This window comes from Pseudomonas fluorescens group sp. PF-69 (assembly GCF_054481235.1).
This window is the reverse complement of the sequence record NZ_JBTMNC010000001.1, coordinates 4,516,806-4,541,349: the sequence shown is the minus strand read 5'-3', so window position 1 is coordinate 4,541,349 and position 24,544 is coordinate 4,516,806. Positions and strand designations below refer to the sequence as shown.

Annotated in this window: 19 protein-coding genes; 12 read left to right on the top strand and 7 right to left on the bottom strand. The window is 59.0% G+C overall.

Going from position 1 to position 24,544, the window contains the following annotated elements:
- Window positions 1–163 precede the first annotated feature (163 nt).
- The 4 genes from ACX3YF_RS21405 (at window position 164) to ACX3YF_RS21390 (ending at window position 6,637) form a co-directional block, all read left to right on the top strand.
- The gene (locus tag ACX3YF_RS21405; RefSeq protein ID WP_458974218.1) at window positions 164–1,525 is read left to right on the top strand and encodes a purine-cytosine permease family protein; all 1,362 of its coding nucleotides are present in this window, start codon (window positions 164–166) and stop codon (window positions 1,523–1,525) included.
- Window positions 1,526–1,682: 157 nt separating this feature from the next.
- Window positions 1,683–3,428: a caprolactamase subunit beta gene (gene capB, locus ACX3YF_RS21400; RefSeq protein ID WP_130207233.1), complete on the top strand. Its 1,746-nt coding sequence runs from the start codon at window positions 1,683–1,685 to the stop codon at window positions 3,426–3,428.
- Between the two features lie 39 nt (window positions 3,429–3,467).
- Window positions 3,468–5,558 (top strand): caprolactamase subunit alpha, encoded by a 2,091-nt coding sequence (capA, locus tag ACX3YF_RS21395; protein WP_458944940.1) that lies wholly within the window; start codon window positions 3,468–3,470, stop codon window positions 5,556–5,558.
- A 95-nt stretch (window positions 5,559–5,653) separates the two neighbouring features.
- The gene (locus tag ACX3YF_RS21390) at window positions 5,654–6,637 is read left to right on the top strand and encodes an AraC-like ligand-binding domain-containing protein (RefSeq protein ID WP_448646850.1); all 984 of its coding nucleotides are present in this window, start codon (window positions 5,654–5,656) and stop codon (window positions 6,635–6,637) included.
- Window positions 6,638–6,666: 29 nt separating this feature from the next.
- Here the strand turns inward: ACX3YF_RS21390 and ACX3YF_RS21385 are convergent, their stop codons facing one another.
- Window positions 6,667–7,665 carry a bile acid:sodium symporter family protein gene (locus ACX3YF_RS21385; RefSeq protein ID WP_198132312.1) on the bottom strand — a complete coding sequence of 333 codons (999 nt, stop codon included), beginning with the start codon at window positions 7,663–7,665 and terminating at the stop codon, window positions 6,667–6,669.
- Between the two features lie 384 nt (window positions 7,666–8,049).
- On the opposite strand from ACX3YF_RS21385, the gene ACX3YF_RS21380 reads away from it, so the two are divergent.
- The 5 genes from ACX3YF_RS21380 (at window position 8,050) to ACX3YF_RS21360 (ending at window position 13,676) form a co-directional block, all read left to right on the top strand.
- Window positions 8,050–8,712, top strand: coding sequence for a hypothetical protein (locus ACX3YF_RS21380; RefSeq protein ID WP_130207226.1), 663 nt, complete (start codon window positions 8,050–8,052; stop codon window positions 8,710–8,712).
- A gap of 119 nt (window positions 8,713–8,831) precedes the next feature.
- Window positions 8,832–9,800, top strand: a complete 969-nt coding sequence (locus ACX3YF_RS21375; protein WP_198132313.1) for an ATP-binding protein — start codon at window positions 8,832–8,834, stop codon at window positions 9,798–9,800.
- Between the two features lie 11 nt (window positions 9,801–9,811).
- Window positions 9,812–11,089 (top strand): hypothetical protein, encoded by a 1,278-nt coding sequence (locus tag ACX3YF_RS21370; RefSeq protein WP_130207222.1) that lies wholly within the window; start codon window positions 9,812–9,814, stop codon window positions 11,087–11,089.
- Entirely contained in the window at window positions 11,086–13,023 is a 1,938-nt protein-coding gene (locus ACX3YF_RS21365) for a hypothetical protein (protein WP_458974217.1), read from the top strand. Before ACX3YF_RS21370 ends, ACX3YF_RS21365 begins: the two co-directional genes overlap by 4 nt.
- Window positions 13,020–13,676, top strand: a complete 657-nt coding sequence (locus ACX3YF_RS21360; protein WP_130207220.1) for an OmpA/MotB family protein — start codon at window positions 13,020–13,022, stop codon at window positions 13,674–13,676. Before ACX3YF_RS21365 ends, ACX3YF_RS21360 begins: the two co-directional genes overlap by 4 nt.
- Before the next feature lie 433 nt (window positions 13,677–14,109).
- Here the strand turns inward: ACX3YF_RS21360 and ACX3YF_RS21355 are convergent, their stop codons facing one another.
- Window positions 14,110–14,364 (bottom strand): hypothetical protein, encoded by a 255-nt coding sequence (locus tag ACX3YF_RS21355; protein ID WP_130207216.1) that lies wholly within the window; start codon window positions 14,362–14,364, stop codon window positions 14,110–14,112.
- A 118-nt stretch (window positions 14,365–14,482) separates the two neighbouring features.
- On the opposite strand from ACX3YF_RS21355, the gene ACX3YF_RS21350 reads away from it, so the two are divergent.
- Window positions 14,483–15,355: a WYL domain-containing protein gene (locus ACX3YF_RS21350; RefSeq protein ID WP_130207214.1), complete on the top strand. Its 873-nt coding sequence runs from the start codon at window positions 14,483–14,485 to the stop codon at window positions 15,353–15,355.
- Window positions 15,356–15,435: 80 nt separating this feature from the next.
- Window positions 15,436–17,526 (top strand): AAA family ATPase, encoded by a 2,091-nt coding sequence (locus tag ACX3YF_RS21345; RefSeq protein WP_458974216.1) that lies wholly within the window; start codon window positions 15,436–15,438, stop codon window positions 17,524–17,526.
- Between the two features lie 34 nt (window positions 17,527–17,560).
- Here the strand turns inward: ACX3YF_RS21345 and ACX3YF_RS21340 are convergent, their stop codons facing one another.
- The 4 genes from ACX3YF_RS21340 to ACX3YF_RS21325 all read right to left on the bottom strand — a co-directional run bounded on the left by ACX3YF_RS21340 (window position 17,561) and on the right by ACX3YF_RS21325 (window position 21,501).
- Entirely contained in the window at window positions 17,561–18,310 is a 750-nt protein-coding gene (locus tag ACX3YF_RS21340) for an SIR2 family NAD-dependent protein deacylase (RefSeq protein ID WP_458974215.1), read from the bottom strand.
- 33 nt (window positions 18,311–18,343) lie between these two features.
- Complete coding sequence (locus ACX3YF_RS21335; RefSeq protein ID WP_458974214.1) at window positions 18,344–19,726, bottom strand: hypothetical protein; 1,383 nt, start codon at window positions 19,724–19,726, stop codon at window positions 18,344–18,346.
- Window positions 19,727–19,774: 48 nt separating this feature from the next.
- Window positions 19,775–19,903: a hypothetical protein gene (locus ACX3YF_RS21330; protein WP_262984242.1), complete on the bottom strand. Its 129-nt coding sequence runs from the start codon at window positions 19,901–19,903 to the stop codon at window positions 19,775–19,777.
- Between the two features lie 122 nt (window positions 19,904–20,025).
- Window positions 20,026–21,501, bottom strand: coding sequence for a DUF726 domain-containing protein (locus ACX3YF_RS21325; protein WP_458974213.1), 1,476 nt, complete (start codon window positions 21,499–21,501; stop codon window positions 20,026–20,028).
- A 290-nt stretch (window positions 21,502–21,791) separates the two neighbouring features.
- Here ACX3YF_RS21325 and ACX3YF_RS21320 point away from each other — a divergent pair, with 290 nt between their 5' ends.
- On the top strand, window positions 21,792–22,853 hold the full coding sequence (locus ACX3YF_RS21320) for a helix-turn-helix transcriptional regulator (RefSeq protein ID WP_458974212.1): 1,062 nt from the start codon (window positions 21,792–21,794) through the stop codon (window positions 22,851–22,853).
- 51 nt (window positions 22,854–22,904) lie between these two features.
- Here ACX3YF_RS21320 and ACX3YF_RS21315 read toward each other — a convergent pair whose 3' ends face one another.
- Window positions 22,905–24,539 (bottom strand): hypothetical protein, encoded by a 1,635-nt coding sequence (locus tag ACX3YF_RS21315; protein ID WP_458974211.1) that lies wholly within the window; start codon window positions 24,537–24,539, stop codon window positions 22,905–22,907.
- Between the last annotated feature and the right edge of the window lie 5 nt (window positions 24,540–24,544).

The following is a 24,544-nucleotide window of genomic DNA, read 5'->3' as shown; positions in this document are numbered from 1 at the left end:
TCGCTGCACGGCTCTGCTGTCCCGGCCCCTGCCGGGTTGGCAGGCCGTAGTGACCGTCCATGCGCTTCACTCCACGACAAAAGACAGGGCCGCCAATAGCAATCATTTGGCGCCAAAGGCCTCTTACCATCCTGGTTCTTCATCCAAAAACAAGAGAAGAACCATGGCCGCCATCCTTCAGAAACAGGGCGACAGCACCGATTTTTCGGTCGCCGCCGTCGCCGACACACACCGCATGAGTAAACCCTCGCTGACGATGGCCTGGTGGGGCATTTGCAGCGCGATGTTCTGGCTTGTCGTTTCCGCCACCCTGGCGATGACCTTCGGCACTCAAAACGCGATCATCGGCCTGCTGTTGTCGGTCGTGACCTACGCCGCCATCAATGGCGTGATTGCGCGCTATGCGATCAAGACCGGACTGTCGGTCGCGCTGTTTTCGCGGGTGCTGTTCGGGCGCAAGGGCGCGGTCCTCGCGACCTTGATCTTCTTCGCCACCGCGACCTATTACAGCGTGTTCGAAGGCTCGGTGATTGCCATTGCAATTCAACAGTACGTGCCGTCCTTGTCGATCAATCAGGCCTACCTGTTGGTGGTGCTGTACAGCGTGCCGTTGATTTTCGGCAGCGTGCAAAACTGGATGGACAAGCTCAACGGCGTGTTGCTGCCCTTCTACCTGATCGGTCTGGTCGCGCTGGTCGCGGTGACCATCGAACAATACGACTACAGCGCGGCCTGGCTGCAGATGGGACCGGCGAGCGGCCCGGTGGCGAATGGCTGGTGGGATTGTTTCAGCTACTTCATGGGCGTGTGGATCCTGATGATGTACACCTGGGACTACGCTCGTTTCGGCCGCAAGGAAGACGCCACCTACCACGCCCGCTTCAACTTCGGCCTGCCCTTCTACACCTTCACCTTTTTGATCAATGGCCTGGTCGGGATTTTCCTGGCCGGGACCATTCCTACCCCCGGCGGCCTGAGCGAGGTGTCGGTGGTGATGGCGATCGTCGAGCTGATGGGGATCTGGGGCCTGATCTTCGTCTGGATCAGCCAGACGCGCATCAACTCGGCGAACTTCTACCTGGCGGCCACCAACATGCAGGCCTTTTTCGGCGGCATCGGACTGGCGAAAGTGCCTTACATCGCCTGGGCCATCGCCGTCGGCGTGCTGGTTTACACCCTGATGCGCCTGAACGTTTTCGCTTACATCCTGCAGGCGCTGTCGTACCAGAGCATCTTCGTGGTGGCCTGGGTGGCGATTGCCCTGGCGCACATTTTCTCGCCGCGCTACCCCCAACTGTTCCAGGACCGGATCGAATACCAGGTGGACAGGGTCAGCGCCTTCAACCCCTGTGGCCTGGGGGCGTGGTTCCTTGCCGCCGCCCTGGGCATTGCGCTGCTCAACTGTGGCCATGCGGCCCTGGCCACCTGGTCCGCACCCGTGACCTTCCTCAGTGCCTTCAGCGCCTATTGGCTGCTGCTGAACAACGCCAGGCGCAGCTGGTTCGTGCGCGCCAGTTGCAGCTGAAACCCGGCCACCGCATCGCAACCCTCAGTGCACGGGCAATCAACTTCCAGTGCGCTTTGCGCCAAGCCAGCCAAGGGTTCGAGCAGGTAGTTTGGTGTCGTGGGTTAGACGTTCGTCCTGACCTTCACCTGGATAACAACAAGATTTCTGGTGACCCATGAGTACAGTAGATCCGATCACCCTGGCCGTCGTGCGAGGCGCGCTGGAAACCGCGCAACGTGAAATGACCATCACCCTTGAGAAAACCGGTCGTTCGAGCGTTTTCAACCTGGCTCACGACTATTCGAATGCACTGTTTGACCACCTTCCGGAAATGATCCTGCAAGGCCAGGACATCCCGATTCACCTCGGCTCGCTGATTCCGGCGATGAAATGCGTCGCCGGCTTCTTCGGTGATGACGTCGAAGAAGGCGATGTGATTTATCACAACGATCCGGCCTACATGGGCAGCCACATCCTCGACTGCTGCATGTACAAACCGGTGTTCTACCAGGGCGAGCTGGTGTTCTGGGCCGTTTGCAAAGGCCACCTGACCGACATCGGCGGCCCGGTGCCCGCCGGCTATAACCCCGATGCCAAGGAAATCTACGCCGAAGGTTTGCGCATCCCGCCGGTGAAACTGTGGTCGCAGGGCAAGCGCCGCGAGGACGTGATCAACCTGCTGCTGACCAACATGCGTGCCCGTGCCTATCAGGAAGGCGATCTCAACGCTCAATACGGCGCCTGCAACGTTGGCGAACGGCATTTGCTCGAATTGCTCGATCGCTATGGCGTGGAACAGGTGCGCGCGTGCATCGCCGAGTTGAAGGACATGGCGGACCGCCACATGCGTGCCCTGCTGCGTGAGGTGCCGGACGGCTTTTACACCGGCACCGCGGTGCTGGAAGACTCGGGCCATGGGCTGGGCGAACTGTCGATCACCGCGCAGGTGGAGATTCGGGGTGATGAAGCGCACATCCTCATCGAAAGCCCGCCCCAGGTGCCCTATTTCATCAACTCGTACGCCGGCAACTCGGTGTCCGGGGTTTACCTGGGGCTGATGATGTTCGCCCAGGTGCCGCCACCGTATAACGAAGGGCTGTACCGCTGCGTGTCTGTCGATCTGGGCCCACCGGGCACCCTGTGCAACGCCCAGGAACCGGCGCCCCACGTCAACAGCACCACCACGCCGATGGAAACCCTGGCCGATGCGGTGCGCCAAGCCCTGGAACAAGCCGCTCCCGACCGTGTGACCGCCTCCTGGGGCCACGCCAGCGGGATCAACATTGCCGGCCACGACCCGCGCAATGGCAACGACGAGTACGTGACCATGGTGCTTGCGTCGATCATCTCCGGTGCCGGTGCGAACAAGGCCATGGACGGTTGGCCGGCGTGCGGTCCGCTGTGCTGTTTCGGCGCGCTGATGTCCGGTGACATCGAGTTGCTGGAGTACTCCTACCCGATCCTCATCCATCGCTACAGCCTGATGACCGACAGCGGTGGTGCCGGCGAATTTCGCGGTGGCTCGGGTACGCGCATCGAAATCGAACCGCTGAACCACGCCATGACGGTGGTGGGTTTTGGCGAGGGTCGGCAACTGCCGACATCGGGTGCCGCGGGCGCGAACAACGTCTTGCTCGAACCGAAACTGGGGCGGCTGATCCATCGCAAGGCCGATGGTGAGGAACAGTCCTTCATCTACAACGCGCAACTTACCGCGCAACCGGGCGAACGGGTGATCAACGTCAACCCTGGCGGCGGTGGCTACGGCAATCCGTTGCGTCGCCCGGTGGCCAGCGTTGTCAACGATGTGCGCAACGGCCTTGTATCCCGCGAAGGCGCGCGCCTGGAGTACGGCGTGGTGATCGATGGCAATGGCCAGGTCGATGACGCCGCGACCCGCGCCTGCCGTGCGGCGAACTAATCGAGCCCGGCCCCTTTGAGCAATCTGGAATCCCTCATCATGAACAAGCAACAATATCGTCTGGGCATCGACGCCGGCGGCACCTTCACCGATTTCATCCTCGCCGACCGCAGCGGCAACGTTCAGCTGTTCAAGGCACCCTCGACACCCCAGGACGGCACGATCGCGATCCGCAACGGGCTGGCGCAAATTGCCGATGCCATTGGCCGCACGCCGGCCGAGATCATTGGCGACTGTGACCTGTGCATCAACGGCACCACCGTGGCCCTCAACGCCCTGATCGAAAAGACCGGGGTCAAGGTTGGCCTGCTGTGCACCGACGGCCATGAGGACAGCCTGGAAATCCGCCTGGGCCACAAGGAAGACGGGCATCGCTATGACGCCAGCTACCCGCCGGCCTACATGCTGGTACCCCGCCACCTGCGCCGGCCCATCGGTGGCCGAATGCTCAGTGACGGCAGCGAATACGCCGCGCTCGACGAAGACGCGATTCGCCAGGCCATCGAGTATTTCCGCGAGCAGGACGTCAAGGCCGTGGCCATTTCCTTCGTCTGGTCGGTGCGCAACCCGGACCATGAATTGCGCGCCGCCGCAATGGTACGCGCGGCATTGCCGGGGGTGTTCGTCTGCACCGGCAGCGAAGTGTTCCCGCAGATCCGCGAATACACCCGCACCTCGACCGCCGTGGTCAACGCGTACCTGAGCCCGGTCATGGGCCGCTACATCGAACGGATCGACGCGCTGTTCGAGGAGCTTGGCGCGCAGCAACCGACGCGCTACTTCCAGTCCAACGGCGGCCTGGCGCCGGGCGTGGTGATGCGCGAGCGGGCGGTGAATGCCATCAACTCCGGCCCGGCCTCCGCGCCGCAAGCCGGGTTGTGCGTCGCGCAGCCGTTCGGCATCGATAACGTGATCACCGTGGACATGGGTGGCACCTCGTTCGACATCACCCTGAGCAAATCCGGGCGCACCAACTTCAGCAAGGACACCGATTTCCTGCGCTATCGCATCGGCGTGCCGATGATCCAGGTGGAAACCCTCGGGGCCGGTGGCGGCTCGATTGCCTACCTTGATGACTTCGGCATGCTCCAGGTCGGTCCGCGCAGCGCGGGTGCCAACCCCGGACCGGTGTGCTATGGCAAGGGCGGCACCGAGCCCACCGTGACCGACGCCAACCTGGCCCTGGGCTACCTGGCCGACGGCGCGCTGCTGGGCGGCAGCATTCGCCTCAATCGCAAAGCGGCCATCGACGCGATCCGCAGGAAAATCGCCGAGCCATTGGGCATCAGCGTCGAACGTGCGGCCATCGGCATCATCACCCTGGTCAACCTGAACATGGTCAGCGGCATTCGCCGGGTCTCGGTAGAGCGCGGTTATGACCCGCGGGACTTCGCCCTGATCGGTGCGGGCGGTGCGGCGGGCATGCACGTCATGCGTCTGGCCGAGGAAATCGGCAGCCAGGTGGTACTGATTCCGAAAGTGGCTTCCGGGCTGTGCGCCTACGGGCAGATTCTCTCGGACATCCGATACGACCAGTTGACCACCCTGCCCATGCGCCTGGACGACGATCTGGTCAACCTGCCCCTGCTCAATCAGACCCTGCGCGACTTGCGCGAGCGCGGCATGAACAACCTGCGCGACGATGGCTTCGGTGCCGACAACAACGTGGAGTGCCTGTACAACCTGGAAATCCGCTACCTCGGCCAGATTCACGAATGCAGCGTCGAGCTGACCTGTGATCAACTGGATCAGTCGAGTCTGGTGGCCTTGCGTGAGGCGTTCCACACGCGGCACAAGGCACTGTTTTCCTACAGCGAGCCTGAAAGTCCCGCCGAGCTGGTCAACCTTGAGTGTTCGGTGATTGCCCGTCTGCAACGCCCACCGATGCCGGAACTGCCGGCGCCCGACGAAGACGCCGCACCCCAGGCGAGCAGCTACCGCTCGATGCTGTTCAGCGCTCAGTCGTCCTGGCAGGAAACCCCGGTGTACAACGGTGACCGGCTGCAATCCGGACAAAGGGTGCGAGGCCCTTGTGTGATCGAGGAGTCGACCACCAACATCGTCGTTCCTCCGGGCTGGCAGGCGACGCTGGCGCCCTCGGCCACCTACCGGCTGACGCCTGATGATTGACCGCCCGTAAGCATTGGCAAATGATGGCAAACCAGCGGTGCCGAGGGTTCTCTACCTCGGCACCGTCCTCATAATAAAAAGATACGAGGGCCGCCATGGCGTACAAACTTTCCACCCGCTCCTGGCCCGACAGTCAACGCCAGCCGCTCTGGGCCCAGGCCATCGGCAGCGCCTATTTCCCTTTGTCCCTGGAGTTCGCCCCCAGCAGCACCTTCAGCGGCAGCCTGCAGATCTGGGAAACCGGCAGCACCCCGCTGACCCTGTCACGCTTGCGCTCCAGTCAGCTGGGCTATTCGCGCAGCAAGGCCCAGGTCAGTGAAGATCATGAAGCCTGCTACCTGGTCACCGTGCCGCGTCGCAGCGAAGTGCATTTCGAGCAGGACGGCCGCGCCCTGCATTGCCAGCCCGGCGGATTCATCTTCGAACGGGGCGATGCCCCCTACCGCTTTCACTATGCCAGCGACAACGACCTCTGGGTGTTCAAGCTCCCCGAACGCGCGTTGCATGGCCAATTGCGCGGGGCCGAACGCTACACCCGCTTCTGCTTCGACGCCAAACGCGCACTCGGGCGGATTTTCGTCGATCAACTGGCGATGTGTGCCGCCCGCTTCGACGAATGTGACGAACCCGCCCGCCACATGCTGTTGGAGCAGGCACTTTCAACCTTGTTAATGGCCTTGCGCGACGATGAGCGAGTGCTCAGCAGTGAAAGTTCGAACCTGGCAGCCATGCATTTGCAACGCATCGAACATTACGTCGACAAACAACTGGGCAACCCGGACCTGGCGCCCCAAGTGATCGCACAGGCGTGCGGCGTGTCCGTGCGCTATCTGCACAAACTCTTCAGCAGCACACCTTACAGCCTCGGGGAATGGATTCGTCTGCGCCGCCTCGAAGCGGTCCACCGAGGCCTGCACGACCCCAATTGCCACCTGTCGATCGGCGAACTGGCCATGCGTTGGGGGTTCAGTGACCAGGCGCAATTCACCCGAAGCTTTCGCCAGCATTTCGGCTGCACCGCCAGGGAAGTGCGCAGCGGTGCCGCGCGGACACCGGGTGTATCGAAGCCGTGTGTCTGAGCCGGGATTCAGATCCCGACCCTTGACCATCAAGGATCGACCTGCCCCATCAGTTCGGCCACCGACTCCTGGCGATTGGCGTAGCGCTGCGCCAGGACCGCACAGACCATCAGTTGAATCTGATGGAACAACATCAGCGGCAGGATCAACACGCCGATGGTGCTGCCGGCGAACAGCACCTGCGCCATCGGCACGCCGGTGGCCAGGCTTTTCTTCGAGCCGCAGAAAAGAATGGTGATGCGGTCTTCCTGATTGAAGCCAAAGGCCTTGCCCAGCACGGTCGACGCCGCCAGCACCAGCCCCAGTACCACGCAGCAGGCGACCACCAGCCCCGCCAGGTCCCGCAACGGAATCTGGTGCCAGATGCCTTCGTTCACCGCTTCACTGAACGCCCCGTAGACCACCAGCAGAATCGAGCCCTGATCGACGAACTTCAGCCAGCCCTTGTTGCGTCCGACCCAGGCGCCGATCCAGCGTCGTGCGATCTGCCCGGCAACGAACGGCAGCAACAGTTGCACGCTGATTTTCACAATCGCATCAACGGTCGAGCCGCCGTCGCCGTGCACGTTCAACAGCAGCGTCACCAGCAATGGCGTCAGGAAAATCCCGAACAGGCTGGACGCCGCCGCGCTGCAAATCGCCGCCGGAACGTTGCCGCGTGCCAGGGAAGTGAAGGCAATCGCCGACTGCACCGTAGCCGGCAGCGCGCAGAGGTAGAGCATGCCCATGTACAGGTCATCACCGATCAACGGCGACAGCACAGGCTTGAGCGCCAGGCCAAGCAGCGGAAACAGCACGAAGGTCAGGCTGAACACCAGCAGATGCAAGCGCCAGTGACCGGCGCCGGCGATGATCGATTCGCGGGACAATTTGGCGCCATGCAGAAAAAACAGCAGGGCAATGGCAATGTTGGTCAACCAGCCGAAGCCTACCGCCACCTGGCCACTGGCAGGCAACAAGCTGGCGAGTAGAACCACGCCGACCAGGGTCAGGGTGAAGTTGTCGGGTAAAAAGCGCGGGCGCGTCATCGGGATCATCCGGTTTTGCCAGGAAGGTATCGGCGACTCTAACCCGCTGACGGATTACCGACTAACGCTAACAAGCCAGCAGATGTCGTCTAAAGGACATGCCGGCCATGTCAGTTGAAGCTCATGCCACACCGGCGCCTGACCTCTGAGGAATCATTTCGCCACTATTCAACTGACAACCTCTTCATTTTTCTATAGATTCCTGTCGCATTGCACCTGCGAGGCAGGGACCGCACATGAGGACCGGCATTGGCTACAGCACGGGCAACGACCCATCGGGCGCTGTTTTTCCAAGTACTGGCCACTGCGCAGATCGCTACGCTTTTCCCGCCTATTTTCAGGTTCGAACCTGCCTCCCCTACTTCTGAATGACTAAGGAACGTCATGATCGACTCAGTAGTTTCAATATCCGAACAAGCGTTTTTCAGTATCGTCACGTCCGCGCTGGAAGCCTACAAACTGGAACATGTCTTGACCAACGGCGACTCGGCGGCGGAGGTAGAAACGTTCGGGCATTTGTGGGGGTACTGTCAGCGAACCATCGGCACCCAGACGATGTATCGAGTGGTACTGGCCGACACTTCCACCGCCGTTGAAAGAGATCAGAACTCCGTCATTTATACCGATGAAGCTCAGGACCTGAAACAAGGCTTCATTGATACGTTTTTCCCGGAAGTTTGCTATCTGGGGGACTATCACAGTCATCCGTACAGTCACGAGAATGACGAGATCAAAACCGAACTCGAACTTGAACGAGGTCACTACTACCGATTCTCCGACGCGGATTTCCGGTCCGTCAAAGCCTTGCAGGACGATGCACTGGACTATCGGGTCGGCCTGGTTGCCACCGTGTTCGAGCGTGAGCGGAAGGTCAAGCGAACGCTGAAAAAACTGGATGGTGAAAGCTGCATCCGGTTTCAATACCTGAACATGACGATCTGGTTGAAGGCTTACGTCTGGACCTCGGACGACAACATGAACTATCGACGCAAGGCGGACAAGATGGTGCGCCTGGTCTGTCCGAGTTTGAATTTATTGGCCGAATGATCAAGGTCTGCTCAGGGCTGCCGACACAGACACTGGCGGTCCACGACCCGCTCTAAAGCGCAGCGGGTCAAGCGACGCTTGATTGTTTATGGATGTTTATCATTTCAAGGCCGAATACCATGTCATCGAAAGATTCACTTCTGAGTCGCCTTCGGCCTCAGTTCACTGAAGGCCTGGATATGCCGGGCAACGCTGTAAAACCGACCCCGCCACCGTCTGCGGACTTCAGATGTACCCCGCCACGCTATACGCTCAATGAAGACGTCGTTCTATCAGAATCGGTACGCGCTCAACTCGACGAAGCGCTATTGAAAATCGAGCACTATCAGAAAATTTACGTTGAATGGGGTTTCGGCGCGGTGGATCCGGCAGGGAAAAGCCTGATCCTGAACTTCTATGGACCTCCCGGCACAGGCAAGACACTCACCGCAGAAGCCTTCGCCGGGAGTCTTGGCAAAAAAATCATGCTGGTGAGCATTGCCGATCTTGAAAGCAAGTTCATGGGCGATACCTCGAAAAACATTGTCCAGGTCTTCGAAGCGGCAAAAGCCGAAGACGCTGTGTTGTTTTTCGACGAGGCCGATACGCTGCTCGGCAAGCGACTGTCTTCTGTTACCCAGGGAATCGACAACGAAGTCAACGCGATGCGCTCGACGTTATTGATCGAACTGGAGCGCCATGAAGGCATCGTGATTTTCGCGACAAACTTTGCCAGGAATTACGATTCAGCCTTCGTCAGCCGCATTTCCCAACACATCATGTTTGAACTTCCGGGTCATGATGAACGGCGCAACATCTGGTCGAAAATGCTGGTGCCAGGCATACCGCTTGCTGATGACCGCGACATGATCCTCGACAGTGCCGCTCAATTATCCGAATCACTTTCAGGTCGAGAAATTCGCACCTGCATGCGCTTGGCTTTGCCCAAGGCGCTGGTTCAATCCACCACTCCCCGCCTGTCGGCAAGCCATATCCAGGCAGCCATCGATCAAGTTCGGACAGCGGTTGCAGAGTTGGGCTCAACCGCGACCCATCACGCCTCGAATTCAAAATTGGACGTTGCCAGAAAACTGCTGGGCGTCAGCTAAAGGAGTAGGACATGGGATTTTTCAGTAGTTTGGGCAGCGCGATTTCCGGCTTCGTCTCTGATGTGGTCGATACCGTGGCCAGTGTGGTTCCGGCGGTCATCAACAAGGTCAAGGAAGTAGCGGTCAAGACCATCAGTTGGCTGGCGGATGAAGCCGAAACGTTTGTCGGCGACGTACAGAAAATATGGCAGGCGGTAAAGCCTCACATCAGCAAGGCACGCGTCGCCTTGACCACGCTGGCGAACCTTGCGCCATGGCCGGTGGTGAAATTGATGGCCCAAGGCCTGGAACGTGCACTGGCGTTTCTCGAAAACATTGAAAGCCACCCGCTGATGGGCCAACTGAAAAAGGCCATCGACTGGGTTATCAAGCATGCCAAGGACATCAAGGAAAAAGTCCTCAACGACATCGAAATCAAAGAAGCCGAAGCACGAGCAGAAGCCTTTCAGGCAGCCATGCAAGAAGTGCCTGCCGCTGAACAACCCGCCGTACGCGTGGCTGCTCTGATCAACAGTTACATGCTGGTGCGCGCAAAAATCCTCAAAGCCGTGAACGCCGGTGAAGTTGAAGACTTCAACCATTACCTGCGGGTCAGAGCTGCACAAAAATTGCTGGCGTTCTACGAAAAAAGCATGACGTCGATCGAAACGCTGGCGGACGTCAATAACGACATGATCGCCTTGATGGACATTTCAGCCTGCCTGATCTCCAGCGCACCAAGCTTGACGATTGAGCAAGCCAGAACGCTGGATCAACTGACCACCCAACACTTCGGTAAATCAGTCATTCCGTTCGTCTTCGAAGAAATGATCCTGGCCTGGAACGTAGACCTTGAGAAGCTCGAGGCAAACTGGAAAGAGCTGAACCAGACTCTGGCCCGCGACAAAATCCTGGCTAAACGACTGACCCTGGCCAAACGTCTGGAAACCCTTACTCCGGAAGAACAGGTCGTGCTCAATGACCTGCTGAAATCGGTCGACACCGACGCCGTCAAGTTGCAAACGCTGGAAAATTCCGTTCGTGAGAAGTGCAATTACGTATATGCATCCGAAGGCTTTCTGCAACTGCTCGAGAAAGGAGAAGAGGGTCTCACGGCAGAGGGCAAGGGCTATATGATCGAGCGTAGCAACGAGGTGGGCAAACTCATCATCGATTGCGCGCAAAATCAAAAGAAATGGGATGAGCTCACGCAAGACCAGCAAGCGCTGATCGTCGACTTTGCGAACATATTCGAAGAAGACTGCCGCGCACGAACCGAGGCCTTTACCCTGGTCGAGGTCGCGGCATGATTGTCGATGTCCTCAACTTTCTGACACCGAGCAACGAACCCATCCAGATTGCGTTTTCCTCGATCATTGTCGTGGGCGTACTCAGCACTATTGTGTGGGTAAAGATCAAGGCCCGGGAGAAATCCTGGGAGATGAAATGGCAGGGTAAAAAAGACCAACAGCAGGATACGACGCTCGAGGTCGAACACGGCTCGATTCATGAACTCAGCCAGGCCGTAGCAACCACCGCAGAGAAAATGGCCAACATCATGCCCGGCATGCTGCTGATACTGGGCCTTCTCGGGACCTTTTTGGGATTGGGTCTGGCGCTGGACAAGGCCTCGACGATTCTGCAGAACAGTGGTGGCGCATCCGTCGGCGCGATGGGCGGTGCCATGCAGGACCTGACCTCGATGATGCAAGGTCTGGGCACCAAATTCAAAACCTCTACCTGGGGGATTATCGCGTTTATCCTGCTCAAGGTCTGGGAGTCGATCAATGGCTTCGAAGACCGCCGGCTGATCTGGTGCATCGGCAAGATGAAACGCGAGTTGGACAACACGCGCCAGCAACAGGAAAAAGCCAAGGCCGGACAAGCCGAATTCCTTCAAGCTTCGATGATGGGATCAGCCAGGGTTATCGTCTCGGCGCTGGCCGTCCAGACCGAATCCATGAAAGCCGAATGGCGGCGCATGGCCGAGCAGCGCCTGCAAGCGGACCAAGTGCAAAACACTCGCTGGCAGGCCCATTTCGAACAGTTGAACGACGGTATCGTCAACCTGGCAAGGGTGGCCACGGCCACGCTCAATCGCAGCAATGAGCACCACACAACCGCTGAGAAAAGCCTCGTTCACCTGGCAGGCATTGCCCAATCGTCGGATCAAACCGTGTCGGCCCTCAGTGCCCAGACAGCGTCGCTGATAGATCAATCGCAGCGGATCAACGAACAGCGCCTGCAGGCGGATGAGACGCAAAATGCTCGTTGGCAGCACAATTTCGAGCAGGTCAGTCAAGGCGTCGTCGATCTGGGCACCGGGGTTGCAGCAGTCCTCCAGCGCGGTGAAGAACACCACGCAACCGCTCGGGAAAGTCTCACTCACCTCACTGAAATTGCGCGCTCGTCGGATCAATCCCAGGCAGCACTGCGTCAATTCACGCAGAGCAGCCAGGACAACCTCGCCGCCCTGCAGCAAGCAGGCGCCAACATGGGCGATGCCGCGCTGAAGGTCGGCGCATCGGCAAGCGATCTGCAAGTCGTGGTCAATGACTTGAGCAATCAGATGACCGTGGTTCTGAACGGTGTCAAAGACGGCCTCAACGACACGCTGAAAACGATGAACGATGACTTCAGCGTAAACCTGCAGAAAATGGGTTCGGATCTTGAAGGCGCGACAGCTGGATTGTCGGTGGTCATGAATGAGGTCAGCGTAAGTCTGGACTCGACCATCCGGAGCATGAGCAATGACCTCAAGGTCAACCTGTCGAACATGTCGACTAACCTCGACAAGGCAACCGACAACATCTCCACGTCCATCGTTGACATGTCCGGCTCCGTTAACGCGGCCATGAATGAAGTGGCGAAAAACATGAAATCCACCGCCAACATTCAGATCGAGAGCAGCGAAGAGTTCAAGGAAATCAGCGGCAGCCTCAACGCCAGCGTCATCACCATGACCTCGATGGTCGAGAAGGTGACAAAGGACATCAAGTTGAGTCTGACGGCTGTTTCGCAGAACGGTCAGCGCATGGCGGATCTGGACAGCCGATATGCCAATGTCAGCAAAATGCTGGAGCAAATCCCGGACACTCTGAAGACGCTGGCCTCGGCCCCTGAGCGTCCCGTACCGGATCTCAAACCGCTCCAGGTCTCCCTGGATCAGCTGAACCATGCCGCCGCAAGCATTCGTGAAGCACTCTGCGCCAGGCAAGAAGCCGAGGTCCTGGAGCAAGCATGAAGGACAAACCAAACGAATGGGTATCCATCTCTGACCTGATGGCCGGAGTGATGGCGGTGGTCATGCTGCTGCTGGTGGTGTCGGTACTGCAGAACCAATTTGCGGAACTCAAGCGCCAGGAGGAAAAGAACAAGAGCCTGGTGACCGACCAGGAGCGGCTTAGCGGTCTTTTGCAGGAGATGCAAAAGGCACTTGCCGACCAGGGGGACGCCGGGTTGGTTTCATTCGACCTGGCGGGCGGCAAGATCACCCTGGGTGACAAGATGTTCGCTCGCAGCAGCGCCTGTGTCACCGATGAAGCTCATCGTGAACTCAAACTCTTGAGCCCGAAAATCGCCGCTTTCATCGACACTTCCAGTCAGGCCCAGATTTTGGTCGAAGGCCATACCGACAACATCCAGGTGGGTCGGCCAGTGACTGACTTCGCGAAATACTGCACGGTGTATGACGATAACTTCACCCTCTCCGCCGCTCGGGCACGCGAGGCGCGTAAGTTGTTGATCGAGATGCTGGGAGAGCAACAGGCCAAACGGGTGATCGTTGCCGGCTACGGAGACTCACAGCCCTTGCCGAACATCGATCCTTCAGACGAGAAGAATCGCCGGGTTGAAGTTCAGTTTGTGAATAAACCCGAACATCAGGCCAGACTCTAGTGGCGGTTGTACGGGCTCAACCCCGGTGAGAGATATCTGAACGAAGAGTGCGAATCGCAAATCAGGCAGCGCACACACCCGTCGATGGCCCCCTTCAGGGCACCGTTCAATATCCCTGTTGAACGGTATCCTGCCCCCCCGACTTCACTGGGATTCTTTAACGCCACGGGCGCAGCTCCGCCCATTTCCCCTCCAGCCACCCTGCCCTGCGCACGCTCAATGTTTGGTTGCCGCATTTCGGGCACCGCTCGTACCAATCACCTGGCCCCAGGCAATCGCTCTGGGGCGCCGTGACTTTCTTCCAGCCGCATTTGCCGCATGCAAAAGTGAACGGCTTGGGCTTTATTGGCATCCTCTGTCCCTCAAATAGTCATTTCATTCCAGCGCTCGACTCAGCAGCGAGCGCCATGATCCCCAGGCAACGCCTGCGCCCTTACGTCTGCGGGACCAGCGCCTGCAACAGCACCAGCTTTCGCGTCAGTTGCTCGACGTGCGCTTTTTCTGCGCGCAGGGCGGAGCGAAGCTCCTTGTTTTCCATTTCCTGGATCCGCGCCCAGCGCATCGAACTGCGGCAATCGAGCATCATCTTCCAGATGCCGCGCAGTCTCAGATACTGTAGAGACAAGGCCAACAGGATCATCCCGAGTAACGCCAGAGCCAGCAGCGAAAACATGTCCAACATGTCCATATCCATTTCCTTCATGAGTCCAATCAACGTCAAAGACAGGAACAAGATATGTAGTGTTTGGCGACAGGTCTAGAATGTAGACTTATACAGGTAAACAATTCGAGCAGATGAGGTGACCATGAAACGCATGCAAGACATCAAGCAGGTTCGCTGGGACCTGGCACTTCGCTATCGCTTGATCGAGACGGTTGCCTGGTGGGAAGGCCGGCTGACCACGGGGCACTTGATTCAGAGCTTCGGGATCAGTCGTCAGCAGGCATCGAAGGACATCAATACCTACATCACCGAACATGCGCCCAAAAACCTTACATATGACAAGCACCTCAAGGGCTACGTACCGAGCAAGCAGTTCAAGCCGCGGTTCATCGACGACAGTGCCAATGCCTATCTGCATCTGCTGAACCAGACCCATTCCCGAGCGCCGCATATAGAAGGGCTCGCCCTGGCGTATGCCCACACGCTGGTCCTGGAGGTGCCCGACCGCACGATTCGTCCCGAAGTGTTGCGCCCATTGCTCAAGGCTTGCCGCGACAGCGAGGTGATTGCAGTCGAATACGTGTCCCTGGCCAACCCGGAACCGGAAACTCGCCTGATTGCACCTCACACCCTGATTTACACCGGCATGCGCTGGCATGTCCGGGCCTATTGCGAGAAAAATCGTGAGTACCGGGATTTTGTGTTGAGTCGCCTGCGTGGCCAACCGGAGTTCGAACGCAAGACCGACAATCTCATCGACGAAGACGAGGACTGGAACACGGAAATCGCTGTAGTCATCGAACCCGACTCACGTCTCAAGCCGGCCCAGAAAGCAATCATCGAAGCGGACTTCGGGATGGCGGAGGGCGTGCTGGTCATTCCCACACGCCGGGCCTTGGTCAAATACGTGTTGCAACGGTTCCAGATCGACCCGAAAAAACACGACCCCAAGGCAGCGGCCCAGCAGATCGTGGTGAAGAACCTGGATGAGTTGAAGCCATGGCTTTACGAGTGAGTCATCCTTGCCGGGCTCGCGACGCATTCTGACCACGGCTGCATTCATCGTGTCCTTTCTCATGTGTCAGGACACCTTTTATGCGCTCCACATTCACTCCGTTCGCCCCCGACAACCAGCGTGCCGCCGATACGTGCCCGCTTTCCCTGAAGTGGTGCTTCCAGCTGCTGCTGGAGCTTGGCGGTCACCGGAATTTTCTCGGTCGGCACGGTTTCAACGATGACGACCTGGCGCTCGGGCTGGGCCTGGAGAAATGGGTCGACGATGATGAGTACAGCGCGGCCGAGGCATTGACCACGTTGCGTCAGGATGCGCGCAAGTTTCAGGCCGCTCATCCACAAGCCTCCTATCCTGATCGCCTGGCAAGCAATCTCGGCGAATTGGGGGCGTTGTTGAACCTGAGCGAGGCCGAGTTGCGAATACTCGGCTTCTGCGTACTGATGCACAACGACCCGGTGCTGAGTGACGCCACCGATCAATTGGGGATGCTGGGCTTCAAGCGCGCAGTGAAAGTGTTATCGGTACTGTTGGGCCTTACCCTGCCGGAGGTGGAGGCAGGCCTGGGGCTTGATAGCCCGCTGATCCGGGCTGGCTTGCTGGAAATCGGTACCGGCCACCGCGTATCCATGGTATTGAGCTCCATACTCCTGGTGAGCAACACCCAACTGCCCGCGATGCTGCGATACAGCAAGGGCACCCCGCTGGAGTTTTTTTCTTATGCATTCCGCTTGAGCCCGCCGGGCAGCTTGAGCCGAGAGCACTACAGCCATGTCAAACGCCCCCTGGATATCGCTCAACGCTACCTCGCCAAGGCCCTGGTGCAAGGCAAAGCGGGTGTGAATATCTTGCTCTACGGGCCACCGGGCACCGGCAAGACGCAACTGACCCGCTTGCTCGCCAAGAGCCTGGACAGCGCGCTGTATGAAGTGGCCTGTACCGACCGCGATGGCGATCCGGTGTTTGCCAAGCAACGATTGTGCTCCCTGCGCGCGGCCAATAGCGTATTGCGCTCACAACGGGCGCTGTTGGTACTCGATGAGATCGAAGACATTTTCCTGACTGTCGGCGCAGACGCCAATGCCCGCTCCCATAAGGGTTGGATCAACCGCATGCTCGAAGAGAATTCGCTGCCGTGCTTCTGGTTGAGCAACAGCATCGAGGCCATCGACGCCGCCCACATCCGTCGCTTCGACTTGGTGATCGAGGTGTCTAACCCGCCACAGGCGCAGCGCAAACGGATGTTGCGTGAGTGTGTCGCCGGCAAACTCAGCGACGAGTTGGTCGAACACCTTGCGGCCAATGAACAGGTCACCCCGGCGGTCCTGGAACGCGCAGTACGGGTGGGCCACAGCGTCTCGAAACGCGCGGGCACCATGCTCGACAGCACGATCCGCTGCATCATCGACGGTACCTTGAAAGCCCAGGGTTTTGACAAGCTGCAGCAGGGCGATGGCAACGGCCTGCCGGCCTTCTATTCACCGCAATGGATCAATGCCGACCTGCCCCTCGCCGGACTGGTCGATGGTTTGCGCACCCACCCCCATGCACGGCTGTGTTTCTACGGGCCGCCAGGAACCGGCAAGACCGCTTTTGGCCGCTGGTTGGCGCGAGAGCTGGGCAAGCCATTGATGGTCAAGCGCGTGTCCGATCTGGTCTCTCCCTACGTAGGGATGACCGAACAGAATCTTGCCGGAGCCTTCGAACGCGCGCAGCAGGAAGACGCGGTCCTGCTGCTCGATGAAGTCGACAGCTTTCTGCAAGACCGCCGCAATGCACGCCAGAGCTGGGAGATCACCGCGGTGAATGAAATGCTCACACAGATGGAGAGCTATCGCGGGCTTTTCATCGCCTCCACCAACCTGATCCAGGACTTGGACGAGGCTTCCTTGCGGCGTTTCGATCTGAAGGTGCATTTTGGTTATCTGAACCAGGTCCAGGCCCTGGCCTTGTTTGCAGCGCATCTGAAGGCGCTGAACCTTGAAGACCCGGAACACTCCGCCGGCCAGCGGCTACGCGGTGAAGGGCGTTTGACGCCTGGGGATTTTGCCAGCGTGGCACGACGGGCACGGTTCAAGCCATTTTCGAACGCTGAGGAAATGGCACAGGCGTTGCTGGCCGAGTGTCGACTGAAGTCTGCCAGCCTGCAGCGCCCCATCGGGTTCATCCAATGAGTGCGCCTTGAAGGGTCACGCCGCAGTCCGGGTGCTATCCGAACGCCTGTTCGAGCAGGCGTGGCAGAACCTCTGCCGCCCTGCCGGTGAGGCTGAATTCGCGATCCCCTGCCACAGCCTCCGGTTGCAGATTGATGTGTACGACCTGTGCGCCCTGTTGCAAGGCCATGCGGGGAATCTCCGCCGCCGGCTGCACCAGTGCGGACGTCCCGACCGACAGCAGCACATCACAATCCTTCGCTGCCGACACGGCCTTGCGCCACACGTCATCCGGCAGCGACTCGCCGAACCAGACGACGCCAGGCCTGACCTTGCCGTTGCAATGCCGGCAACGCGGCGGCTCGATGCGACGCCCCTCTTGCGCTTCAACGGGTTGATCGGCACCGAAGCTGTACGATCGCGCGCAAGCAAAACAACGCGGTGAACCCAGGCTGCCATGCAAATGCAGAACGTCGGCACAACCGGCGCGCTCCAGCAAGTCATCAACGTTCTGGGTGACAACGGTCAGCCTGGGAATGTATTGAGCAAGGGTGGCTATCGCCCGATGCGCGGCGTTCGGTTGCGCCGCAAGCACCTTGGCCCGCCGCCACTCGTACCAGCTCCACACCAGGGCGGGGTCGTTGCGGAAGGCTTGGGCAGTGGCCAGCGCTGCGGGATCGAAATGCTCCCACAGCCCGGTCAGGGCATCACGAAATGTCGCGATGCCGCTCTCGGCGCTGAGGCCTGCACCGGAGAAAACCACGACGTGGCGTGCGTTGCGCAACCGTTGAGTCTGGAACTCCATCACGACCTCTTGCGGGCCATCGGCATGGCCGAATCAAGCACTCGGCCAGGACCCGGCTTCTTCGGGTGGGTGTTTGACCGCTGCCGGCAGGCAACGCACGTCATAGCCAACCATAAACAATGCACGTTCCAGCGCCAGCAAGGTCACACTCTGCTGCGCTTGGGCTCGCAGGCGGATCACCTCGCGCAAAAGGCGATTGGTCATCCGTACGAGCTCGGCCCAAGTCTGAGTCGGGTTCGGTTCCCGGGCAGTGCTTCGATACAGCTGGATAAACTGGAAGCCACCCCGGGAGGGATCGCGGGTTTCGACCTTGTTGCTCGGTGTCTTGGTATTGGGGCCCCAGCGAAACGCCAGGTCCGCCGGTACAACGCTCTCTCCAGCGGCTTCGAGCCACTGACGCGCCAACAACCCCAAGGCAGCCCCTACCCGCCCATCGTAGATGATGATGTTCTTCGGGTCAGCGGCGGCGTAGATCTTGGTCATCGCCGAGTTCATCAGCAGGTCCTTGCCATCGAACGCCTTCAACGACTGCGTGCATCCAGGCCGGAGCAATTCGACCGCGGCGAGGATCGAGCCGCACAGGGTCTTGGCCGCCGCTTGCGCCTTGACCCAGACCAGGGAAGCATCGTCCTCCTTTCGCGCGACGCCGCCCCAATCGAATATGTCCAGACAAGCCTGCAGCGCAGCCGCGTGATCGTTTTCGGCCAAAGCGGTGCGAAGTCGGGCCGCGATGCTGGCGAAGTCATGCGGTGCAGCGCTCTCAGGCCAGGAGTAATGCGCTTGCGCCTGAGACAGGGTCAGGCACCACCAATCGTCGCCTTGGCTTCGCGCTTTCCAGGGTTTCCAGGAGTGATGCGTGGTGGTGAGATAACGGTGCTTGAAAGAGCCTGGCGCGCCTGACCACAACGTCGCCAAATGACGGGCGAAGGCCTGCTGGACTGCACTCAGGCTTCCCGCCGGCGTGACGTCAGCGGCGGCCAGTATGGGCAGCGGATTGACCGAAGCCGTCCCCGCAACCGTGGTCAACCAGACAGCTGTGGGCCGACTAGGTCGGATCCCCACAACGCCCAGTTGCTCAAGAATCGGCAGCAAATAGGTGATATTTCGCGGACCGTACCCCCCTGCCGGCAATCGTCGGGCGATTTTGCACAAGGGGCCAGCCTTGCCATGATCATTGTCAGACTCAATCGTGCAGGGATTGCCCGCATGGTGGCCATTGTCGTGCAGATACTCCACCACCGCTTCGAAGGCTGCCTTGGGAATCACGATCCCTGATTGGCCGGCAAGCACCTTGACCCGCTCCGGCGTCACGCTATCGATATCGAATGTTGAGCGCCGGGAAGGCGTTCGAAGGGCTCCCAACGTCCCCATCATTGGCCACAGCGACGAGATTGTCTGGGCTGCCGATTGAATCATGCTGACTTCCTTGCCGAATACGGAATTGAGAAAAATGAGCGGGTGACATTAAGCCTCCCCGCGCCCCTTGCGCAAGAATTCGACCTGCGCCTCCATCGTCTTGTACTGCCGGAACAACTCATACCCTTTCCTGGCGATCACCGCGACGCCCACAGCAGCCAGAATGTTTTTCAGCATGACAGATCCTCCCTTGTTCGATGACGCGAGCATGCGGGTGCGGTGCGACAGATTGAGTCGTACCTTCAAAAGCATTGACGACCTGATCACCGCCAGGCCTTCATGCCTGGCGGCCCCTTCCCTCAATGCAACCCGCTGTTGCCCAGTTTCACCCGGGCATAAAAGGTGATGGCCACCGCCGGAATCAATGCCGAATAACCAGGTTTCAGAGCCGTCTTGAAATTGGTGATGACCCGCCCGACGGAGCTCCCCAACAGTTTGGGCACCATCGACAACACGTTGAAGGAGGCGGCACCGGCAATGGTTCCCATCGTCATTCCTGTGCTCACCCGGCCAGCGACCTGCGCGCCGCCGTCAGAGGTCGGCGACTTGAAATAGGAGGTCAACGTCAAGCGCTCCGCCAGCGCATCGACGTGCTTGAAGTAGTGCTCCGCCGAAAGGGTTTCCAGGACTTTCTCAGGTGAATGGCACAACACATGCCCATCCGCGAAAGCGTTACTGAAAAACGTGCGAACCAAGGCGGCCTCGAGTTCCAGGATCGTCGCACAGTCATGCAGGTCGTCACCCAACTCGAAATGCGCTACCAACATTTCAAGCACTTCGGCATAAGGCAAACCACGGCGTCGCGTCATGTTCGCCAGGCAATGTCCGCCCAATAGCTGAAACTCCCGTGTGAAGGCGTAGAGCTTATCGCTTTCGTTGTCGTCCAGATCTGTCCAACTGCTGGTTTTGAGGTGTTTGATCGCTTCACCCAACAAGGCGGGATGCGACTGCTCGATCTGTTCAAAGAGGTCGTAGAGCAAATAGTCATCACGCACGTGATCCTCCTGCGAGGCCACTTCCTTGCCCATGGGCGCGGGGTAATGCTGGCCCTGGAATCCGGCGAAACCGGTGCTGGCCAATACTTTATGCAGCTTCGGCCAGTAATCCTGGTGGCCGAAGCCGTCCATCTCAACGTTGTCGAAGTTCGCAACCTCGTGGCGACCCAGGCACTTCTCGTCTGCGTTCATCAACAGGATCCGGTCATTCCTGGAGAAGGCATTGATCAACCGGCCATTGATGCAGGCCTTGAGTCCTCGTGCTTCTTCGGCACCGACTTCGACGGCCGCCGCCATCAGCAACACATCGCCGATGGTGAGACTGCAACCACCCGGTTGGCGAACCAGTTTTCTTAGCGCGCTGACCAGCACGCGACCGCCCAACGAGTGACCGATCAGATTGATTTCGGTCACGTAGGGGTGCCTGGCCAACAGGTAATCGTCCAGCTCACTGAGCAGCACCTCGCCCATCTCCACCGCCCGACGTCGGCTGCGCGCAAAATGTGCCACCCGCTCCGCGGCGAATGCCGCCACGGCGAAATAGGGATGGACCCGGCTGGCACCCGCGATCAACTGCCGGGAGGCATTTGACATCTGCAAGAAATGACCCGAGCGCCAGAAGCCGAGGATATTGATGCCACTGTGCAGCGTCGAAGGAATTTGCTTGGACAACAACCGACGATCCCTTAGATCGTGCCCGGCGGAATAACCATGAACGAACACATTCGCCACCTCACTGGCACCGTGTGGCAAGGTCAGGAACTTGAAGTGTTTAACCAAGTATAAAAACTCCATTTGAATCAGGACGGATCTACATCAGAGGCAGACTCGGGTTGCATGATTTCGATCAGCGCGCAGTCGTCGATACGACGAGGGTGAAACAACTTCTTTTGCGTTTTCCCGAACTTCAATAAGTGATAGCTTATCGCCATTCCGCGACAGAATGCATCCGGGAAATATCTCTGGAGAGGCTCAAGCACGGGCGCTTTGCGCCGACATCAGCTTGACGTTCACCGCCAGGCAGTGTCCTCCGCTGCCGCACTCTGCCCCCCCTGCACAAGGAAAACACTGTGCCGTCAGCCAAATCCCATTCCACTGTCAGTCGCCAGTGGGAACTGCTCAAGCACTTGCCCAAACGCGAATCGGGCATCACGGTGACCGAGCTTCTGGGGCGACTCGAGGCGTCCGGCTACATCATCAGCCGGCGCACCGTCGAGCGAGACTTGAATGATTTGTCCCTGGTGTTCCCCTTGCAGTGCAGCGAGGACACGCCGCAAGCCTGGTACTGGACGCCCGGGGTTAACGTCGAATTGCAAGGCATCACGTTGACCGAAGCCTTGAGCCTGGCGCTGGTTGAAGATGCCATCCGCCCCCTGCTGCCCGCCAGCATGCTGAGCGTGCTGGAACCTCGTTTTGTGCATGCCCGGCGCAAGCTCAAGGGACTGGAGGACGACAACCCCGCCGCCCGTTGGCTGGAAAAGGTTGCCAGTGTGCGACCGGACCTGAACCTGCAGGCGCCGGACATTGATCCGCAGCGGCTCGAATCCCTGCAAAAGGCACTGATCAATGAGTGTCAGGTGCAGTGCCAGTACTACTCCGCCCATACCGACAAGCTCAGCGAAATGACGCTCAACCCCTTCGCGATGGTGCAGCGCGGGCTGGTGACCTATTTGATTGCCACGGCGCATCCGTACACCGATGTGCGTCAGTTCGCAGTGCATCGTTTTCGATCTGTCGATCAATTGGACAAGCCTGCCGAGGGCCTGCACGAGTTCGACCTGCGCGCCTACCTGGGCAGCGATGCGCTGCAATTCGGATCGCCGGAAAAAATCCGCTTCCAGGCTTGGGTAAGTGAACGCAAGGCACGCCTGATTCGCGAGACGCCCTTGAGTCCGGACATGACGCTGGAACCCTTGGAGGACGGCTATCGGGTGCATGCGACGCTGAGCAACACCTGGCAGTTGCACTGGTGGATTCTGTCCCAGGGCGACGCAATGATCGTGGAGCGGCCAGTCGAACTGCGGGCGCAAATCGGCGAGACGCTGCAACGGGCGGCAGCGGCCTATCAACCGCTGGATGAGGTCGAGGCAACCGTGGGTTCGCACACCCATGGGCTGGCAGCCACGCTGTAACAAACGCACGCGGGGCCGTCCTCCGAGGACAGGCCCTGCGTCACGCGTTGTTCAGTTTGCCTTGAGCAGCGCAGCGACTTTTAACAAGGCCTCGTCGATCTCGCCCAATGGGCATTCAGCGGTCAGGTATTCCGGGCGCGGTTGAAAACCGATGGCTTGGCACAATTGAGCCTGTAGCGCCTCCCGTCCTTGAAGCTCGGAATTTTCGATCTGCAGCTGGAATTGACCCTGCTTGTAACTGACGTAAAGGTGTATCTCCCTGCCAGCGTGTTCGTGATGGAAATACAGGTAAGGCTCATCCGCTTCCCCCGATACGGATTCGTAGTACGGAAGCGAGAGTGGTTGTAACGCTGCACCACCTTCTCGCTGTAACCGGGCATGCAGGGCATACGTGTTGAGTTCGGCATGCGCACCGCTCATGCGTTCTCTGGCGAGCAAATAGATGTCCTGCACATCGTCATTGACGAAGCGCATCTGGCGCCTGCTGCAATAGTTGAATGCCTCGGGGGTTTCGATCAGCAGTTTTTGCCAAGGCACCTCTGGATGGGCCGAAGTGATGATACGCTGCAGTTGAGGCTCCAGCGGCTGCTCAGCGTCCAATTGGTCCCAGAGTTTGAACAGGATATTGCGCGCATCACGCGCTCCGCCGAGCAGTCGCTTCCAACTGCCCTGCTCCGTCGCGCCATTGACCAGAAAGGACCAGTTACTGCCATTGCGCAAGAAGTAATTGCCGAGGGTGAGCAAGGCCCTCTCCCATAGAAAATCCTTGAAGCTCGCGAGACCGCGTGGGGTAAACGTCTTCTGGGCCATATCGAAACTGCGCTGGAATGCCAGTTGCGCGCTGGCATGGTCCACAGACTGAGCGTCCTCACTGTCGTCGAACAAGCGAAGTGCTTCGCTGCGCTCCAGGAGAAAATCGATCTGCCCACGGAAATACAAATGAGATTCCGCTTGTTCTATCAGCCCTCGCCAATTGTGCTCTGCCAGGATCAGTTTCGCCTTCTGCACCTCTTCCGACGCCTGCGCGCCATTGAATCCAGTCACCGGGCCAGGGGTTGAAGCGATGTATTCAAGAATCTGCACGGCATGAGGAATCAACTCACGCAGGCCATTGATGCTGCGTCGCACATCCTCGGGCCTGACGTAAGTAGTGTTGACGGCAAGGTTCACCACCACACGCATCCATTCCTGAAACGCTTGCGGCTGGCTGTCACCATGCGCTCTGAGAAATTCGATGTAGGCGACGAACTCAACGATCTGCGGATAGCTGATCGACAACGGTTCGGCAATGGCCGTCTTGAAGAATGCCTTTTCGTCGAAGACTCGGTCGTCCGGTAGCTTCAGGGCGAAACCTGTTTGCCCTGCGCTCCACCCTTCAAACAGCATCAGGACCGTTTCCGAAAAGGCCCGGTCGAGCCAGCCATTTTCCTCATACGTCTGATAGGTGTTGCGCTGATCCGCAGCCCTCAGCTTGACGAATTCATCGTTGTAGCGAGATTGACTGCTGTCGCGGGTCGCAATGGCAATCAGGCGCAACATGTTCATCACCGCATCGTCAAACAGGTGCATCGCGGTGGGTGATGGATCGCGATTGTCCTGGTTACAAATGTTCCAGAAAAAATCGGCCCACTGGGTGTCCAGACGCCAGGCGAAAAACTTCGCCACGCTCGTCTGAACGCTGCCCATGTTGC

Coding starts and splice junctions, on each gene's coding strand:
- ACX3YF_RS21375 (WP_198132313.1), top strand. CDS start 8,832: ATGTCATCGAAAGATTCACTTCTGAGTCGCCTTCGGCCTCAGTTCACT.
- ACX3YF_RS21405 (WP_458974218.1), top strand. CDS start 164: ATGGCCGCCATCCTTCAGAAACAGGGCGACAGCACCGATTTTTCGGTC.
- ACX3YF_RS21315 (WP_458974211.1), bottom strand. CDS start 24,539: ATGGGCAGCGTTCAGACGAGCGTGGCGAAGTTTTTCGCCTGGCGTCTG.
- capA (WP_458944940.1), top strand. CDS start 3,468: ATGAACAAGCAACAATATCGTCTGGGCATCGACGCCGGCGGCACCTTC.
- capB (WP_130207233.1), top strand. CDS start 1,683: ATGAGTACAGTAGATCCGATCACCCTGGCCGTCGTGCGAGGCGCGCTG.
- ACX3YF_RS21365 (WP_458974217.1), top strand. CDS start 11,086: ATGATTGTCGATGTCCTCAACTTTCTGACACCGAGCAACGAACCCATC.
- ACX3YF_RS21330 (WP_262984242.1), bottom strand. CDS start 19,903: ATGCTGAAAAACATTCTGGCTGCTGTGGGCGTCGCGGTGATCGCCAGG.
- ACX3YF_RS21355 (WP_130207216.1), bottom strand. CDS start 14,364: ATGGACATGTTGGACATGTTTTCGCTGCTGGCTCTGGCGTTACTCGGG.
- ACX3YF_RS21360 (WP_130207220.1), top strand. CDS start 13,020: ATGAAGGACAAACCAAACGAATGGGTATCCATCTCTGACCTGATGGCC.
- ACX3YF_RS21370 (WP_130207222.1), top strand. CDS start 9,812: ATGGGATTTTTCAGTAGTTTGGGCAGCGCGATTTCCGGCTTCGTCTCT.
- ACX3YF_RS21345 (WP_458974216.1), top strand. CDS start 15,436: ATGCGCTCCACATTCACTCCGTTCGCCCCCGACAACCAGCGTGCCGCC.
- ACX3YF_RS21335 (WP_458974214.1), bottom strand. CDS start 19,726: ATGATTCAATCGGCAGCCCAGACAATCTCGTCGCTGTGGCCAATGATG.
- ACX3YF_RS21385 (WP_198132312.1), bottom strand. CDS start 7,665: ATGACGCGCCCGCGCTTTTTACCCGACAACTTCACCCTGACCCTGGTC.
- ACX3YF_RS21380 (WP_130207226.1), top strand. CDS start 8,050: ATGATCGACTCAGTAGTTTCAATATCCGAACAAGCGTTTTTCAGTATC.
- ACX3YF_RS21390 (WP_448646850.1), top strand. CDS start 5,654: ATGGCGTACAAACTTTCCACCCGCTCCTGGCCCGACAGTCAACGCCAG.
- ACX3YF_RS21350 (WP_130207214.1), top strand. CDS start 14,483: ATGAAACGCATGCAAGACATCAAGCAGGTTCGCTGGGACCTGGCACTT.
- ACX3YF_RS21340 (WP_458974215.1), bottom strand. CDS start 18,310: ATGGAGTTCCAGACTCAACGGTTGCGCAACGCACGCCACGTCGTGGTT.